General features: G+C 70.4%; 13 protein-coding genes. 8 read left to right on the forward strand and 5 right to left on the reverse strand.

Annotated features, from left to right (window positions below):
• The first annotated feature begins 364 nt into the window (after positions 1–364).
• The 4 genes from proS to A3862_RS21150 all read left to right on the forward strand — a co-directional run bounded on the left by proS (position 365) and on the right by A3862_RS21150 (position 4,359).
• The gene (proS, locus tag A3862_RS21135) at positions 365–1,690 is read left to right on the forward strand and encodes a proline--tRNA ligase (protein WP_043381915.1); all 1,326 of its coding nucleotides are present in this window, start codon (positions 365–367) and stop codon (positions 1,688–1,690) included.
• 9 nt (positions 1,691–1,699) lie between these two features.
• The gene (locus A3862_RS21140; protein WP_043381918.1) at positions 1,700–3,001 is read left to right on the forward strand and encodes a lipoprotein-releasing ABC transporter permease subunit; all 1,302 of its coding nucleotides are present in this window, start codon (positions 1,700–1,702) and stop codon (positions 2,999–3,001) included.
• A 13-nt stretch (positions 3,002–3,014) separates the two neighbouring features.
• Positions 3,015–3,728, forward strand: a complete 714-nt coding sequence (locus A3862_RS21145; RefSeq protein ID WP_043354253.1) for an ABC transporter ATP-binding protein — start codon at positions 3,015–3,017, stop codon at positions 3,726–3,728.
• Positions 3,729–4,098: 370 nt separating this feature from the next.
• Positions 4,099–4,359, forward strand: a complete 261-nt coding sequence (locus tag A3862_RS21150; RefSeq protein ID WP_043757242.1) for a hypothetical protein — start codon at positions 4,099–4,101, stop codon at positions 4,357–4,359.
• A 183-nt stretch (positions 4,360–4,542) separates the two neighbouring features.
• On the opposite strand, the gene A3862_RS21155 is transcribed toward A3862_RS21150, so the two are convergent.
• Positions 4,543–5,811 carry a glycosyltransferase gene (locus tag A3862_RS21155; protein WP_043354256.1) on the reverse strand — a complete coding sequence of 423 codons (1,269 nt, stop codon included), beginning with the start codon at positions 5,809–5,811 and terminating at the stop codon, positions 4,543–4,545.
• Positions 5,812–6,349: 538 nt separating this feature from the next.
• Here A3862_RS21155 and dnaE point away from each other — a divergent pair.
• Entirely contained in the window at positions 6,350–9,868 is a 3,519-nt protein-coding gene (dnaE, locus tag A3862_RS21160; RefSeq protein WP_043757240.1) for a DNA polymerase III subunit alpha, read from the forward strand.
• Here the strand turns inward: dnaE and A3862_RS21165 are convergent.
• Positions 9,865–10,488 (reverse strand): hypothetical protein, encoded by a 624-nt coding sequence (locus A3862_RS21165; protein ID WP_043761129.1) that lies wholly within the window; start codon positions 10,486–10,488, stop codon positions 9,865–9,867. The two genes, dnaE and A3862_RS21165, sit on opposite strands and share 4 nt — an antisense overlap.
• Positions 10,489–10,663: 175 nt before the next feature.
• On the opposite strand from A3862_RS21165, the gene A3862_RS31605 reads away from it, so the two are divergent.
• Positions 10,664–10,807, forward strand: a complete 144-nt coding sequence (locus tag A3862_RS31605; protein ID WP_164706385.1) for a hypothetical protein — start codon at positions 10,664–10,666, stop codon at positions 10,805–10,807.
• 3 nt (positions 10,808–10,810) lie between these two features.
• Here A3862_RS31605 and A3862_RS21170 read toward each other — a convergent pair whose 3' ends face one another.
• Positions 10,811–11,506: a gamma-glutamylcyclotransferase gene (locus A3862_RS21170; RefSeq protein WP_043757238.1), complete on the reverse strand. Its 696-nt coding sequence runs from the start codon at positions 11,504–11,506 to the stop codon at positions 10,811–10,813.
• 19 nt (positions 11,507–11,525) lie between these two features.
• Positions 11,526–11,927, reverse strand: coding sequence for a hypothetical protein (locus A3862_RS21175; RefSeq protein ID WP_043757237.1), 402 nt, complete (start codon positions 11,925–11,927; stop codon positions 11,526–11,528).
• A gap of 131 nt (positions 11,928–12,058) precedes the next feature.
• On the opposite strand from A3862_RS21175, the gene recO reads away from it, so the two are divergent.
• Both recO and parC read left to right on the forward strand, forming a co-directional pair.
• A complete protein-coding gene (gene recO / locus A3862_RS21180; protein ID WP_043757234.1) occupies positions 12,059–12,778 on the forward strand; it encodes a DNA repair protein RecO in 720 nt (239 codons plus the stop codon).
• Positions 12,779–13,026: 248 nt separating this feature from the next.
• Positions 13,027–15,273, forward strand: a complete 2,247-nt coding sequence (parC, locus tag A3862_RS21185) for a DNA topoisomerase IV subunit A (protein ID WP_043381925.1) — start codon at positions 13,027–13,029, stop codon at positions 15,271–15,273.
• A 415-nt stretch (positions 15,274–15,688) separates the two neighbouring features.
• On the opposite strand, the gene A3862_RS21190 is transcribed toward parC, so the two are convergent.
• Positions 15,689–16,582: a DNA-3-methyladenine glycosylase family protein gene (locus A3862_RS21190; RefSeq protein WP_043757231.1), complete on the reverse strand. Its 894-nt coding sequence runs from the start codon at positions 16,580–16,582 to the stop codon at positions 15,689–15,691.
• Positions 16,583–16,587 lie beyond the last annotated feature (5 nt).

Raw genomic sequence — 16,587 nt, forward strand, 5'->3', positions numbered from 1 at the left:
TCAAGCTTCAATGGCTCGACCTTTGAATATCCCACGCATTGGCTGCGGAGCGGTCGCTTTTCCTCCCGAGACTCGGACCTTGCGCCACCTCTTCCGGGCGTCGCAAACATCGCCGGACGCTTATAGGAACAACAATTCGTGTTGTCACCGGGTCTGCGAGAAAAATCTGCGCTTTCTTGCCGGCAAATGGGCATACCGCTTTCCGCCTAGGCAGCGGCCCAACCGCGGCCGGGCCGCCGCCTCCGGTTCGCCGCGATTACGCCCCGCCGTGGTCGCGCAGTGCTTGTAATTTGTGTCTCCGGCGTGTTGTGTGCCGGCGCGCCGCGGCTCCTCCCGGCCGATCCTCTTCCAAGACTCTGACGACATGCGTCTCTCCCGCTATTTCATGCCGACCTTGCGCGAGACGCCCAAGGAAGCCGAGATCGTCTCGCATCGGCTGATGCTGCGCGCCGGCCTGGTGCGTCAGGAGTCGGCCGGCATCTACGCGTGGCTGCCGCTCGGCCTGCGGGTGCTGGAGCGGGTCTGCGCGGTGATCCGGCGGGAGCAGGACCGTTCCGGCGCCATCGAGATCCTGATGCCGACGGTGCAATCCGCCGAGCTGTGGCGGGAATCCGGCCGCTACGACGCCTACGGCAAGGAGATGCTGCGCCTGAAGGACCGGCACGAGCGCGAGATGCTCTACGGCCCCACCGCCGAGGAGATGGTCACCGAGATCTTCCGGGCGAGCGTGCGCTCCTACAAGGACCTGCCCAAGAACCTCTACCAGATCTCGTGGAAGTTCCGCGACGAGGTGCGGCCGCGCTTCGGCACGATGCGCTCCCGCGAGTTCCTGATGAAGGACGCCTACTCGTTCGATTTCGACCAGGCCGGCGCCCGCCACGCCTACAACCGGATGTTCGTCGCCTACCTGCGCACCTTCGCCGGGCTCGGCCTCAAGGCGATCCCGATGCGCGCCGATACCGGCCCCATCGGCGGCGACCTGTCCCACGAGTTCATCATCCTGGCCAAGACCGGCGAGAGCGAGGTCTTCTGCGACAAGGCCTATCTCGACTTCGACATCCCGCCGGAGACCGTGGATTTCGACGACGTCGCCGCCCTCCAGGGCATCGTCGATGCCTGGACCTCGCACTACGCGGCCACCGAGGAGATGCACGAGCCGGAGGCCTTTGCGGAGGTTGCGGAGGACAGCCGCCTCGCGGCACGCGGCATCGAGGTCGGGCACATCTTCTATTTCGGCACCAAGTATTCCGAGCCGATGGGCGCCAAGGTCGCCGGGCCGGACGGGATCGAGCGGCCGGTCCATATGGGCTCCTACGGCATCGGTCCGAGCCGGCTGGTAGCGGCGATCATCGAGGCGAGCCACGACGAGGCCGGCATCATCTGGCCGGACTCGGTCGCGCCGTTCGACGTGGCCCTGATCAATCTGAAGGTCGGCGATGCCGGCACCGATGCCGCCTGCGCGCAGATCCAGTCGGATCTCGAGACCGCCGGCCTGTCGGTGCTCTACGACGACCGCGACGAGCGCCCCGGCGCCAAGTTTGCCACCGCGGACCTGATCGGCCTGCCCTGGCAGGTGATCGTCGGGCCGAAGGGCTTGGCGGAGGGCAAGGTCGAGCTGAAGCGGCGTGCCGGGGGCGAGCGCGAGAGCCTCGCCATCGTCGATCTGCTGGCACGCATCCGGCGCGTCTGAGGCGTGCCGATGGCGGCATCAGCGGCGCTGGACCGGGTCAGGACCTTCGCGGCATCGTTCCGTGCGGGCACCACTGCCCCGTTCGCACCGTTCGAGTGGATCCTCGCCGGCCGCTACCTGCGCGCCCGCCGACGGGGCGGCGGCGTCTCGGTGGTGGCGTTCTTCTCGGTGCTGGGCATCGCGCTAGGTGTCGCCACGCTGATCATCGTCCTGTCGGTGATGAACGGCTTCCGGGCGGAGCTGCTCTCGAAGATCGTGGGCATCAACGGTCACCTGTTCGCCACCCCGATCGACCGGCCGTTCAACGATTGGACCGACCTGTCGGAGCGCCTGTCGAAGGTCGCGGGCGTGCGCGCCGCGGTGCCGCTGGTGGAGGGCCAGGCCTTCGCGTCGTCGCAATATGGCGGCTCCGGCGTGATCATCCGCGGCGTGCGGGCCGCCGACCTCGACGCCCTGGCGGCGGTATCCTCGGCGATCCGCGGGGGCACCCTGGAGGGCTTCGACGACGGCACGGGCGTGCTGATCGGCCGGCGGCTCGCCGACACCCTCGGCCTGCAGGCCGGAGATACGATCACGCTGGTGACGCCCAAGGGCTCTTCGACGCCCTTCGGAACGGCGCCGCGGACCAAGAGCTACACGGTCAAGGCGGTGTTCGAGGTCGGCATGACCGAGTTCGACCAGACCTTCGTGTTCATGCCCCTGGCCGAGGCGCAGGCGTTCTTCAACAGGGACGGCGACGTCAGCATGATCGAGATCTATGTCGACGATCCCGATCATGTCGGCGACATGCGCGAGCCCCTGGAGATGGCGGCCGAGCGCCCGATCCTGCTCACCGACTGGCGCCAGCGCAACCGGACCTTCTTCGGGGCCCTGGAGGTTGAGCGGAACGTGATGTTCCTGATCCTCAGCCTGATCGTCGTGGTGGCGACGCTCAACATCGTCTCCGGCCTGATCCTGCTGGTGCGCGACAAGTCGAGCGACATCGCGATTCTGCGGACCATGGGGGCGACGCCCGGCACGATCATGCGGGTGTTCCTCATCAACGGCGCCCTGATCGGCGTCGTCGGAACGCTGAGCGGGCTGGCGCTGGGCGTCCTGATCACCCTGAACATCAAGCCGATCCAGCACGTGCTGTTTCCCGGCGCCTGGGATCCGACCGTGCGATTCCTCGCCGAGATCCCGGCCCAGATGAATCCGAAGGAGATCACCGCCGTGGTGATCACGTCCCTGCTGCTGTCGCTCGCGGCGACGCTGTATCCCTCCTGGCGCGCCGCCCGGCTCGATCCGGTGCAGGCCCTCCGCTACGGCTGACGGGCCGCATCCGATGAGCGAGTCGAGCCAGACAACCGGCGACCAGCCGGTCCCGGCCCTGTTCTTTTCCCGCGTCGAGCGGCGCTATCCCCAGGCCGAAGGTGCCCTGGAGATCCTGCGCGGGGCTGACCTCGCGATCTGGCCGGGGGAACTGGTGGCGCTGGTGGCGCCGTCGGGCGCCGGCAAATCGACCCTGCTGCATCTGGCCGGCCTTCTGGAGCGGCCGGATGGGGGCGAGATCTTTATCGGCGGCCATCCCACCGCGGCGATGGCCGATGCCGAGCGCACCCGTCTGCGGCGCGAGGAGATGGGCTTCGTCTACCAGTTCCATCATCTCCTGCCGGAATTCTCCGCCCTGGAGAACGTGGTGATGCCGCAGCTCATCCGCGGTCTGAAGGGTCCGGAGGCGAAGGCCCGCGCCACGGAACTCCTGAGCTTCCTGGGCCTCAAGGAACGGCTCCCGCACCGCCCGGCCGAGCTGTCGGGCGGCGAGCAGCAGCGCGTCGCCATCGCGCGGGCGGTGGCCAACGGCCCGCGCCTCCTGCTGGCCGACGAGCCCACCGGCAATCTCGACCCCGGGACGGCAGGCCACGTCTTCTCGGTCCTGATGGCGCTGGTCCGCGCCTCGGGCCTCGCCGCTCTGGTCGCAACCCACAACCTCGAGCTGGCCGCCCGGATGGACCGGCGGGTGACCATCCGCGACGGGCTGATCACGCAGCTCGACTGAGTCCGGCGACGCGTCCGCACGGACCGTCCCGTGTGTCCGCGGATCGGCGCGCGCGGCGCCGCGCGCATCGACGCGGACGGGCTCGGCTCAAGATCGCTCCCGGTCAAGGCGGCGGCGGACTTCGTGCGCCCGGACGTCACCCCCAACGCGCCATGCGGGCGGTCCTTCAACCCCGCGGTTCGCCCCGCCCGCGCCGTCGGCGAAGCCCATGCCTGGCTTCACGCCTCCATAAATGCACACGATTTTTAATCCGTCCCGTCGCGTGCGGCGAGTCACGTCACGGAAGACACCGGCTCCCTATCTTATCATCACGCTAGATAAAACAGAGCCGAACAACCGGCCTGTACTGCGTGATCTCTGGAGCCCTGCCATGAAGACCCGTATCGCCGCCGCCGTCACTGCTCTTTTTCTTGGTGCCGCTCCGATCTCGTCCGCTCTGGCGGAGAACGGCGCGCGCTGGACCGGCTTCGCTCCCTACGAGGTTGAGACGACCGGCTCCCTCGGCCTCGGTGTCCATGACAATCCCAACTACGTGGGCTGCCCGATGAGCTCGGCCGCCGAAGGCAACGCCGATCAGCAGACCCGGCCGGTGAAGCAGTACGGCCAGACCGCCGGCGGTTACCGCTGCTGATCCGACGCGAGGACAGATGAAGCTGAAGGCTCTCTCCTACGTCATGATCGGTGCCTTCGTGAGCGGCCTGCTCATGACGCTCGTCGGCTCGGCCACGACTCTGCTCGGCCAGTAACCGGACGGCGCCGCCCCCCCCCGGGGCGGCGCCGCTCGCGTTCGGGCCGCCCCGCGCGACCGGTGCGGTCAGGGAGCGACGGAGGGGCCGGAACCGGCCTCGGTCGGCATCAGCCTCTCGACGTAGTCGCAGGCGTCGATGATGGCGTCGGAGCTCCCCGCCATCCGTGCCCGGGCCGCCGCGCAGGCCCGCGCCACGGCGGGATCGGCGAGCAGCCGGCCCAGCACCCGCGCCGCCCGTGCGGGACGGAAGGCGCGGCGGCTCAGGGTGGCGCCGAGATCGCGGTCCTTCAGCCGCCGCCCCTCGTCGAAATGGTCGAAAGCCACGGGCACCACGAGCTGCGGTATCCCCGCGGCCAAAGCCTGCGCCACCGTGCCGACGCCCCCGTGATGGACCAGGGCCGCGCTGCGCGGCAACAGGGCGCTCAGGGGCGCGTAGGGCAGGTGGATGATCCCGGCCGGAAGCGGCTTCGGGATCTGGCCGCCCTGGGGAGCGAGCAGGACGCCGCGCCGGTTCATCCGCCGGCACAGCCGCACCGCGGTGGCAAAGAAGCCGGCCCCCTGGCGCATGGCCGAGCCGTAGGTGAACACGATCGGCGGGTCGCCCGCCGCGAGGAACGCCTCCAGCTCCGGCGGCATGGCCGCCACGTCGCCGAACCGGTCGACCAGCGGGAAGCCGAGCTGCACCGCCTGACCCGGCCAGTCGGCCTGCGGCTCCGCGTACCAGTCGGGGAACATGAGGAGCATGCCGGTCGGGCTGTTCCACCAGTGACGCAGCCGGTAGACCGGATCGAGGCCGAGGCGGGCCCGCAGGGCGTTGAGCGGCGGCAGCGTGAACGGGCCGACCGCCACCTTGTCGACGCCGAGATTCACGTAGGCCCGCAGGGAGGCCGGCAGGACGCGCGGCAGCGGCAGGCCCGGCAGACGCGGCGGATCGTACCGGCTCTCGATCAGGAACGGCATGACGTGCAGCGTCGCGGTCGGGAGATCGTACAGATCCTGCGCGAGCCGGGCGCCCCAACCCAGCGGCGAGGCGACCACCCGCAGGTCGATCCCCCGGGCGCGGGTCGCACCGAGCCACAGGCAGGCCGGCTCGGCCACCTGCAGGGCGTAATCGAACATCGGGCGGAAGCCCTGCTGCGGGTGCCACAGATCCGGCTGGCGGATCACCGCCTCGTAATCCGCGACCGTACCCAGGGGCTGGAAGGCGAGTCCGGCCCGGCGGGCCATCGCCTCGAAGGGCGCCGGGGCCGCCAGCGAGACGCCGTGACCGCGCTTCAGGAGTTCGTGACCCAGCGCGATGAACGGCAGCACGTCACCGTGCGTGCCGACGGCCACGAGGGCGACGTCGAACCGTTCGACCGTCCGGTGCGCGGGAATGGCTTACTCCTTCGAACCCCCCAAGCGGTGACGAGCTCGTCTCGAAGGCGGGGCATGCCAGCCCGCCTGATCCGCATCAAGACACTTTTTACTGTACCGATAAGCGGGCGCCGGTTTGTGGCCCGAACGCCCTTCCATTGGAACAAAACATGAACATACTAGGATCGGAACACGGGAGGCAGGTCGATGCTGAAGCGGTTGGTCCTGACCGGGATGGTCGAGTTCATGGCGTTCGGGCTGTTGTTCGCGGCGGTCGGCGCCTGGGCGATAGCCTTGGCACCGGTTCGTTAGCCGGATTTTTCCAAGGCGCCCCCGGTTCCTGCGATGGGCGGGTTATGCACAGGCGATCCGCCCGGCGCGGCCGATAATCCACAGGCCTGGCCCGAACTGGTGCTTCCGGGGCACGACCGGTGGATATCGCCTTTCGTCGGCCCGGCACACGTCGACTTGGAGCCGGCGAGCGGGGATGCTGGCCGACCCCGGAACAAGGTCGGCCATGCCACGCCAGCTCAAGGAGGTCGGATTCGTCCACCTCCACGTCCACTCGTCCTATTCCCTGCTCGAAGGGGCGCTGAAGGTCGGCTCCCTGATCAAGGCCGCGGTCGCCGACCGGCAGCCCGCCCTGGCGCTGACCGACACCAACAACCTGTTCGGGGCGCTCGAATTCTCCGAGAAGGCGGCCGGCGAGGGCGTCCAGCCGATCGCCGGCATCCAGCTCTCGGTGGCGTTCGAGGCCGCTGATCCGCACCAGCGCCAGGCGCCGACGCACCATGGCATCGTGCTCCTGGCCCAGGACGAGGCCGGCTACGCCAACCTGCTGCGGCTGGCGAGCCGCGCCTATTTCGACACGGCGCTCGGCGAAGCGCCGCGCCTGGACGCCGCGGCCCTCGTCGGAGCCTCGGAGGGACTGATCGCCCTCACCGGCGGCCTGTCGGGGCCCCTCGATGCCGCCTTCCGGGCCGGGCGGCCGGAACTGGCCCTCGGCCGCCTGCAGCGGCTCAAGGAGGCATTCGGCGAGGACCGGCTCTACGTCGAGTTGCAGCGCCACGGCCTGCCCGAAGAGGGACGGGTCGAGACCGCACTTCTCGACCTTGCCGGCCGCCACGGCCTCGGGATCGTCGCCACCAACGAGCCCTACTTCGCCAAGCCCGACGATTACGACGCCCACGATGCCCTGCTGGCCATCGCGGAGGGTCGCGTCGTCTCCGACGAGCGCCGCCGCCGGCTGACGCCGAGCCACGCCTTCAAGACCCGCGCCGAGATGGCCGCGCTGTTCCGCGACCTGCCGGACGCGCTCCAGGCCACCGTCGAGATCGCCATGCGCTGCGCCGTGCGGGCGCGCACCCGCAAGCCGATCCTGCCGAATTTCGGCGCCGTGGCGGCGGGCGAGACGCCCCCCATGGCGGAGGCCCTGGCGGAGGCGGCGGACACGGGCGTCCAGGCGGTCTCGGCCGACGAGCCGACCGAGCTGCGCCGGCAGGCCGAGGCCGGGCTGGAGCTGCGCCTGAAGCAGCACGGCACGGCGCCGGGCTTCTCGGAGGAGGATTACCGCAAGCGCCTCGCCTTCGAACTCGACGTCATCGTGTCGATGAAGTTCCCGGGCTACTTCCTGATCGTCTCGGACTTCATCAAGTGGGCCAAGGACCACGACATCCCCGTCGGTCCGGGCCGCGGCTCCGGCGCCGGCTCGCTGGTGGCGTGGTCGCTGCTGATCACCGACCTCGACCCGCTGCGCTTCGGCCTGCTGTTCGAGCGCTTCCTCAACCCCGAGCGCGTCTCGATGCCGGATTTCGACATCGACTTCTGCGTCGAGGGCCGCGAGCGGGTGATCCGCTACGTGCAGCAGCGCTACGGCGAGGGGCAGGTCGGGCAGATCATCACCTTCGGCACCCTGCTCGCCCGCGGCGTGCTGCGCGATGTCGGCCGCGTGCTGGAGATGCCCTACGGGCAGGTCGACAAGCTGACCAAGCTGGTGCCCCAGAACCCGGCCAACCCCGTGACGCTCGCCCAGGCGATCGAGGGCGAGCCGAAGCTCCAGCAGGCCATGGAGGAGGAGCCCATCGTCGGCCGGCTCATCGACATCGCCAAGAAGCTGGAGGGCCTGCACCGGCACGCCTCGACCCACGCGGCCGGCGTGGTGATCGGCGACCGGCCGCTGGAGGAGCTGGTCCCGCTCTACCGCGACCCGAAGACCGGCATGCGGGTGACCCAGTTCAACATGAAGTGGGTCGAGCAGGCCGGGCTGGTGAAGTTCGACTTCCTGGGCCTCAAAACCCTGACCATGCTGCGCTGCTGCACCGATCTCCTGAAGCAGCGCGGCATCGAGATCGACCTCGCGTCGCTGCCGCTCGACGATCCGAACACCTACGGGCCGATGGGCCGGGGTGAGACGGTCGGCGTGTTCCAGGTGGAATCGGCTGGCATGCGCAAGGCGCTCTGCGAAATGCAGGCCGACCGGCTGGAGGACATCATCGCGCTGGTGGCCCTCTACCGCCCGGGCCCAATGGCCAACATCCCGGTCTATTGCGAGCGCAAGCTCGGCCGCGACGCCGGAAACGAGGCGTCCTGGTACCCGGATCCGAAGCTGGAGCCGATGCTGAAGGAGACCTTCGGCATCATCGTCTACCAGGAACAGGTGATGGAGATCGCCAAGGTCCTGGCAGGCTACTCGCTCGGCGAGGCCGACATGCTCCGGCGCGCCATGGGCAAGAAGATCCGCGCCGAGATGGACGCGCAGCGCGACCGGTTCCTGAAGGGCTGCACCGAGCGCGGGCTGACCAAGGCCAAGGCCAACGAGATCTTCGACCTTCTGGCGAAGTTCGCCGATTACGGCTTCAACAAGAGCCACGCGGCGGCCTACGCGCTGCTGACCTACCAGACCGCCTATCTCAAGGCGAACTTCCCGGTCGAGTTCCTGGCCGCCGCCATGACCCTCGACATCGACAACACCGACAAGCTCGCTGAATTCCGCCAGGACGCCCAGCGCCTCAAGATCACGGTGGAGCCGCCCTCGATCAACACCTCCGGCGAGGTGTTCGAGGTGCGCGACGGCAAGATCTTCTACGCGCTCGCCGCCATCAAGGGCGTCGGCCGGGAGGCGGTGCGGGCGCTGGTGGAGGCCCGCGGCGACCGGCCGTTCAAGGACCTGGCCTGCCTCGCCCGCCGCCTCAACCCGCGGCAGATCAACAAGCGCACCCTGGAGAGCCTCGTCCAGGCCGGGGCGCTCGACTGCATCGAGCCGGACCGGGCGCGCGCCTTCGCGGCAGTGGAGCCGATGATGAAGCTCGCCGCCAGCGCGGCGGAGGCGGAATCGGCCGGCGTCACCGACATGTTCGGCGGCGTGGTGGCGGACGACGTGTCCCTGCGAATCCCGCCCCACGAGATCTGGCCGATGGCCGACACGTTGAAGCGGGAATACGCGGCGATCGGGTTCTTCATCTCCGGTCATCCGCTGGATGAGTACGGCGACCTGCTCGACAAGCTGCGGGTGCAGAGCTGGACCGATTTCTGCCGCGCGGTGCGGGCTGGGACCTCCAGCGTCGGCCGGGTGGCGGCCTCCGTGCTCGACCGGGCGGAGCGGCGCACCAAGACCGGCAACAAGATGGGCATCGTCACGCTCTCGGACCGGACCGCGCATTTCGAGGCGATCATCTTCTCCGAGGGGCTCGGCCAGTACCGCGACATCCTGGAGCCGGGCCGCCCGCTGGTGCTGCAGCTCCAGGCGAATTTGGAGGGCGAGGATGTCCGCGCCCGGATCCTCACCGCGGAGCCCCTCGACCAGGCGGTGGCCCGCCACCAGAAGGGGATCCGCATCCACCTGAGCGACCCGCGCGGCGTCGCCCCCGTGCAGCAGCGCCTGTCGATGCGCGGCGAGAGCGAGGTGTCGCTGATCCTCAAGCTCGATGGCGGCAGCCGCGAGGTGGAGATCCGGCTGCCCGGCAAATTCCAGGCGACGCCGACGCTCGCTGGCCAGCTCCGGACCGTGCCGGGGGTGGTGCAGGTGGAGGTGAGCTAGAACGGGGCCGCCAGGCAGCCGGTGAGGGCGCCCTTCAGCGCGGTGGCGTCGCTCTCCGCCACCGTGAACACCGCCGTCAGGGCCGGATCGCCGGAGCGCGGGCTCGCCTGCGTCCAGGTGAGCTTGGTGCCGGGCTGGGTGAGCGCCACGGCGAGGCCGCGCAGCGGATCCTCGCCGCGGCGGGCGCCCGTCACCGTCAGGGTGAAGCCCGAATCCGCCCCGGTCGCCGCGCCCTGCACGGGCATCCGCATGGAGCGCACGCTGCCGGCACTGGAGACGAGGATGCCGGTGAGCGGCGTCGCGCTGCCGGAGCCTTCGAGCCCGGCGAAGTCGAAGCGCGGCGCCAGCTCGGCGAAGCGCGGCACCGTCAGCGCCGCCGACAGGCCGGTCCCCCCCGGATCGCAGGCGAGGTAAAGGGTCGCCGGACGCTGATCCGTCCCCAGGTCGGCGGTGCCGGTGAGGTTCGCGCCGCCACCGGGCGCCCGGGTGCCGCCGGCGAGCAGCGGCGTCCGCCCGGTGAGGATGTCGGACAGCCTGTCGCCGCGGCTCAGCGGCCCCGCCAGGAGAGCCACGGCGGCGATGCCGACGACCGCCAGGGCTACGCCGATCCGGAGCCGCATCTCATCCTCCACCTGTGGACATCCCGGGCCGGCGGCATAGACGATCGCGGCCGGCCCGCAACCCTTCCTTCACCACGTCCGCAGGAACCGGGCCGCGATCCCGTCCGTGTGCACCGCAGCAACTCCTTAAAAAGCGATCGATCCTATGCACCGGCGCTCAAGCTTGAGCGTCGCCATGCGCACGAAGATCCTGCTCGCCCTCACCCTGCTGGTCTACGTCACCACCGGCCGCGCCCCCGGGATCCGGGAGCCGCGCAACCCGGATGCCGAGCATGCGGGCGGACGTGTCGCCGTGGTGATGAAGCGGGCCTGGACCTGAACCTCACGCCCCCGGAGCGCAGGCCCTCAGCCGCGCGGCCACGAGGGCCTGGAGATTCCAGAGATGGCGGTCGCGGATGCCGAGGCGCTCGCAGGCGTCCACGGTCCGGAACAGGTATTCGGCGCTCGGTCCCTTGTGCCCGCAGGCGGCGGCGATCTTTTCCGCGATTTCGGCGTCCGAGAGGCGGCCGGCGTAGCGGTCGCTGGCGCGGTTGGCCAGGAAGGTCAGCGCCGACACGGTCCCGGTCTCGGTGGCGACCGGCAGCCAGCGGGCGACGTAGCCGCGGCCCCGCATCTCCCGGCGCCAGACCGGCATCAGCGCCTCGCGGATCTCCATCCCGGGCAGGCGGAACACGACGCCCCGGCAGAGGCCGCCGCGGTCCAGCGCCAGGACGAAGCCCGGCCGCTCCGGCGTGCCGCGGAACCGGCGCTGCAGCAGGCAGAACCGGCGGTGGAAGCCGCGCACCGTCCCGATCCGGCGCTCGGCGACCTCGAATTCCGGATTCCACATCAGCGAGCCGTAGGCGAAGACCCAGAGATCGCAGCCCTCGCGCCCGGCGACGATCGCCTCCAGGCCCGGGCGCAACTCCGAATCCGACAGCACGTCGAGGGCGCTCGGGTCGTCGGGGACCGGGACGGAATGCGCGCGGGCGATCAGGTCGAGGCTGAGGTCGAGGGTGCGGGCGGGCGCGCAGGGCATGGCCCTCAACGCAGCGGCCTCACGGCTTGTTGCCCAGCGCGTCGAGTTCGGGGAAGGGCCGGGTGCGATGGCCGGTGCAGACCTCGTCGTCGTCGAGCACCGTGAGCCGGTCGGCCTCGTAGAGCAACGTCACCTTCGGGCGCTCGGGCTTGCCGAAGGTCCGGCCGTACATCCGGCCCGACACGCAGTAGATCACCCGGCCGCCATCCGCGATCGGCCCGGCGATCCGGCTGCCCTCGAACCGCACCGGCAGCAGCGAGACCGAACCGAAGGCGACCTGCTTCAGCGCCAGGGCGGCGATCCGCTGGAGGATGGCCGGGGAGGGCACGTCCTCGACCACGGGCTTCGGTTTGCGCGGCCCGGCCTGCGCGCCGGCGGAGGCGAGGGCGAAGATGATGGCAAGAGTGGCGCGGGGCGGCATCGGCCCTCGCTATCCGGCCAAGGCTGCCTGAGGCTGGACAGCGCCGAAGGCTGCGGGTCCCTATATGAGGAGAACGAGCGGCACGCGCCCGTCGCGCGCCGCGCCCCTTTCACCTCACGACGCGACGTTCGATGCAATGGACCGACGACGCCCTGGTGCTCGGCCTGCGCCGGCACGGGGAGACCGGCGTCATCCTGGAGGCGATGACCGAGGCCCATGGACGCCATCTCGGCCTCGTCCATGGCGGACGCTCGCGGCGGATGCAGCCGGTGCTCCAGCCCGGCAACCGGGTCCGGCTGACCTGGCGGGCGCGCCTCGACGAGGGCCTCGGCGCCTACGCGGTGGAGCCCCTCGAGTCGCAGGTCTCCCGGCTGATCGGATCGAGCCTGGCCCTATACGGCATCGGACACCTCGCGGCGCTGCTGCGGCTCCTCCCCGAGCGCGACCCGCATCCGGCGCTCTACGCGGCGGCGGGGATCCTCATCGAGCACCTCGACGACCCCGCCATCGCGCCGCCCCTGATGGTGCGGTTCGAGTTGGCCATCCTGTCGGAGCTCGGTTTCGGCCTGGACCTGACAGCCTGCGCCGCCACCGGCGGCAACGACGCCCTCGCCTACGTCTCGCCGAAGAGCGGCCGAGCGGTCAGCGCCTCGGCGGGCGAGCCCTATCGGGACCGTCTTCTCGCGCTTCCAACCTTCCTGCTCGCCGGCGGATCCCCGGGTCCGGACGGCGTTGCCCAAGGGTTTACCTTGACGGGGTACTTCCTCGACCGGCACGTCTGGGGCCCTCGGGGCCTCGCGCCGTCCGAGGAGCGGGCGCGATTCGTTGCGCTCGGCCGAGAGGCCGGGTAATGTTCGCGCTATGTTCTAATCGAGCCCGGGTCTGAGCGCGGCTCAACCCAGGCTGTGTCATCCCGTCGTTTCGGGGCCGCGAAGCGGGGCCCGGAATCCAGAATCGCACGGCCCGCAAGGTTCGTCCGCCTCCTCGGACAGGGTCGGTGGTTCTGGATTCCGGGCTCGCCTTCGGTGCCCCGGACTGACGAACCATCCGGAAAGGCGGCGCTGCCGGTCGGCGGCCCCGCCCTGAGACAGGAGCCGTCATGGGCCAGCCCTTCGAGCCGCCGTCCGGCGACGGGATCGAGAGCGTCGAGCTGAAATCCGCGCTGGAAGAGCGCTACCTCGCCTATGCGCTGTCCACGATCATGCACCGGGCGCTGCCGGATGCCCGCGACGGGCTGAAGCCCGTGCATCGGCGCATCCTCTACGGGATGCGGCTGCTGCGCCTCGACCCCAACACCGCGCACAAGAAATGCGCCAAGATCGTCGGCGACGTGATGGGCGACTTCCACCCGCACGGCGACCAGGCGATCTACGACGCCCTGGTGCGGCTTTCCCAGGACTTCGCCCAGCGCTACCCGCTGGTCGACGGGCAGGGCAATTTCGGCAACATCGACGGCGACGGTCCGGCCGCCTACCGCTACACCGAGGCGCGGCTCACCGAGGTCGCCCGCCTCCTGCTCGACGGGATCGACGAGGACACCGTCGATTTCCGGCCGTCCTACAACGGCGAGAAGGAGGAGCCGATCGTCCTGCCGGCGGCCTTCCCGAACCTGCTCGCCAACGGCAGCCAGGGCATCGCGGTCGGCATGGCGACCTCGATCCCGCCGCACAACGCCGCCGAGCTGTGCGACGCGGCGCTCTACCTGATCAACCATCCCGAGGCGACGTCCGGGCAGCTCGCGAAGTTCGTGCAGGGGCCGGACTTCCCGACCGGCGGCATCCTGGTGGATTCGGCCGAGTCGATCGCCGAGGCCTACCGCACCGGCCGCGGTGCCTTCCGGGTCCGCGCCCGCTGGACCAAGGAGGATCTCGGCCGCGGCACCTGGAACATCGTCGTCACCGAGATCCCCTACGGCATCCCGAAGGGCCGGCTGATCGAGAAGATGGCCGAGCTGCTGCAGGAGAAGAAGCTGCCGCTGCTCGCCGACGTGCGGGATGAATCCGCCGAGGACGTGCGTGTCGTGCTGGAGCCGCGCTCGCGCACGGTGGATCCGGTGATCCTGATGGAATCGCTGTTCCGGCTCACCGAGCTGGAGGCGCGGATCCCGCTCAACCTCAACGTCCTGGTCGGCGGCCTCGTGCCGAAGGTGATCGGGCTCGCCGAGTGCCTGCGGGAATGGGTCGACCACCGCCGCGTCGTCCTGCAGCGCCGCTCGCGCTACCGCCTCGGCCAGATCGACCGCCGCCTGGAGATCCTGGGCGGGTTGCTCATCGTCTATCTCGACCTCGACGAGGTGATCCGCATCATCCGCGAGGAGGACGAGCCGAAGGCCGCCCTGATGGCCCGTTTCGAGCTGACCGAGATCCAGGCCAACGCCATCCTCGACACCCGCCTGCGCAGCTTGCGCAAGCTGGAGGAGATGGAGTTGAAGCGCGAGTTCGACGCGCTCACCGCCGAGAAGGCCGAGATCGACGCCCTGCTCGCCTCCGAGCCGGCGCAGTGGAAGACGATCCAGGCGCAGATCCGCGCCGTGAAGAAGACCTTCGGGCCCGAGACCAAGCTCGGCAAGCGCCGCACGACGCTGGCGAGCCCCCCGGATGTCGGCGGCATCGACTTCACCGCGGCCCTGGTCGAGCGCGAGCCGATCACCGTGATCGTCTCCACCAAGGGCTGGATCCGGGCGCTCAAAGGCCACGTCGCCGACCTCTCGGGCGTTGCGTTCAAGGGCGACGACACCCTGAAGATCGCCTTCCCCACCGAGACCACCCAGAAGATCCTGCTGCTCGCCACGAACGGCAAGGTGTTCACGCTGGAAGCCTCGAAGCTACCGGGCGGGCGCGGCTTCGGCGACCCGGTGCGGCTGATGGCCGACCTCGACGACGGCACCGAGATCGTGGCGGCGCTGCCCTACCGGCCCGAGACCAAGCTGCTGATCGCGGGCTCGGACGGGCGCGGCTTCGTGGCGCCCGCCGACGCGCTGGTGGCCAACACCCGCAAGGGCAAGAACGTTCTGGGCCTCGACGGCGACGCCACCGCGGCGGTGCTGGTGCCGGCCGAGGGCGACCACGTCGCGGTGGTCAATACGGAAAAACTGCTGCTGATCTTCCCGATCTCCGAGGTGGCCGAACTCGCCCGCGGCAAGGGCGTGCGCCTCCAGCGCTGCCGCAGCGGCGGGCTGCTCGACGCGCACGTGTTCAAGCTGGCGGACGGCCTGCCCTGGCAGGACGGCTCACCGGAGGGCCGGCTCGCCAACGCGTCGGTGCTGGAGAAGTGGCTCGGCCACCGCGCCGAGGTCGGGCTGATGATGGCGCGCAGCTTCCCGAAATTCGAGCGGTTCGGGCGCTGAAGCGGGGCCGACTGAAAGAGGACGGCCATACGCACGTCCGTTCATGTAGGCGCGACAGGCTCCCTCTCCCGTTCGGGAGAGGGGACCCGCACCTCGTTCGGAGACGGTCTGAGCGCGAACGCTGATCGAGCCAGAGCGCGCCAGGGGCCACCACGCCGCCGATCGGAACCGCCAGAAGAAAGAGCTGGGCTGTCGTCACGGGCAAAGGGTCCGTGGTGCGTGCCACCCGCCCCCTGTAGGGCGCCATCCATGGCCCCACAACGACCATGGGGGCACCGGGTCGACCAGCCCCTCCGTCATCGCGAGCACAGCGAAGTGACTCAGGGCCAGCGGCATACGTTAGCGTGGTGCCGACTGGATTGCTTCGCTCCGCTCGCAAGGACGGCGGCGCCGAAGCGACGGGTTAGCACCCCTATCACCGCGCCTTCACAGCCGCCTCGTCCGCCGCCCAGAGGTGCTGCGCCGCGTAGGCCCGGAACGGGCGCCACGCCTCGGCCCGGGCCAGGAGCGCCGCCGGGCTTGGACGCCCGGTGCGGCTCTCCAGCGCCCGCAGCAGGCCGACATCGCCCACCGGCAGGGCGTCGGGCAGCTTGAGCGCCCGCATGGCGATGTACTGCGCCGTCCAGGGACCGATCCCGCGGATCGCCGTGAAGCGGAGCACCGCGGCCTCCAACGACTCCGCCGGGGCGAACAGGTCCGGATCGGCCAAAGCCGCCGCGGCCAGCGCCCGGATCGCCGCGCCGCGGGCCCGCGGCATGTTGAGCGCCAGGGCGATATCCGCCTCGGCCAGATCCGCCGGCGTGGGAAAGACGTGGGTCAGCCCGTCCATCGGCTCCGCGAGGGGCGTCCCGAACGCCGCCACCAGCTTGCCCGCGAGCCCGATCGCGGCCGCCACAGAGACCTGCTGACCGAGGATCGCCCGGCAGCCGGTCTCGAACGGGTCCCAGGCCCCGGGGAGGCGCAACCCCGGCCGCGCGGCGACGAGCGGGGCCAGGACCGGATCGCCGACAAGGCAGGCCGCGATGGCGCCGGGATCGGCGTCGCAGTCGAAGAGGCGGCGCAGGCGCCCCGCGACCGCCTCGGCGTGCCCGGCCTCGACACCGCGCAGCGCGACGTGCAGGCAATCCGCGCCGGGCGCCACCGTCAGGAGCCCGTGCCGCCCCGCGATGCTGATCGTGCGGGCGTAGGCCGCCGCGGGATCGGCCGCCTCGACGCCCGGGATCGCCCGCTTGGCGAGGAACGCGCGGATCGCCGCCCAGTCGTAGGGCGGCCGGACGGGCAGGCGACGTTCGATCGCCCCCGCAAACACGAAGG

The sequence above is a fragment of the Methylobacterium sp. XJLW genome, assembly GCF_003254375.1.
GTDB classification, from domain to species: Bacteria; Pseudomonadota; Alphaproteobacteria; order Rhizobiales; family Beijerinckiaceae; genus Methylobacterium; species Methylobacterium fujisawaense.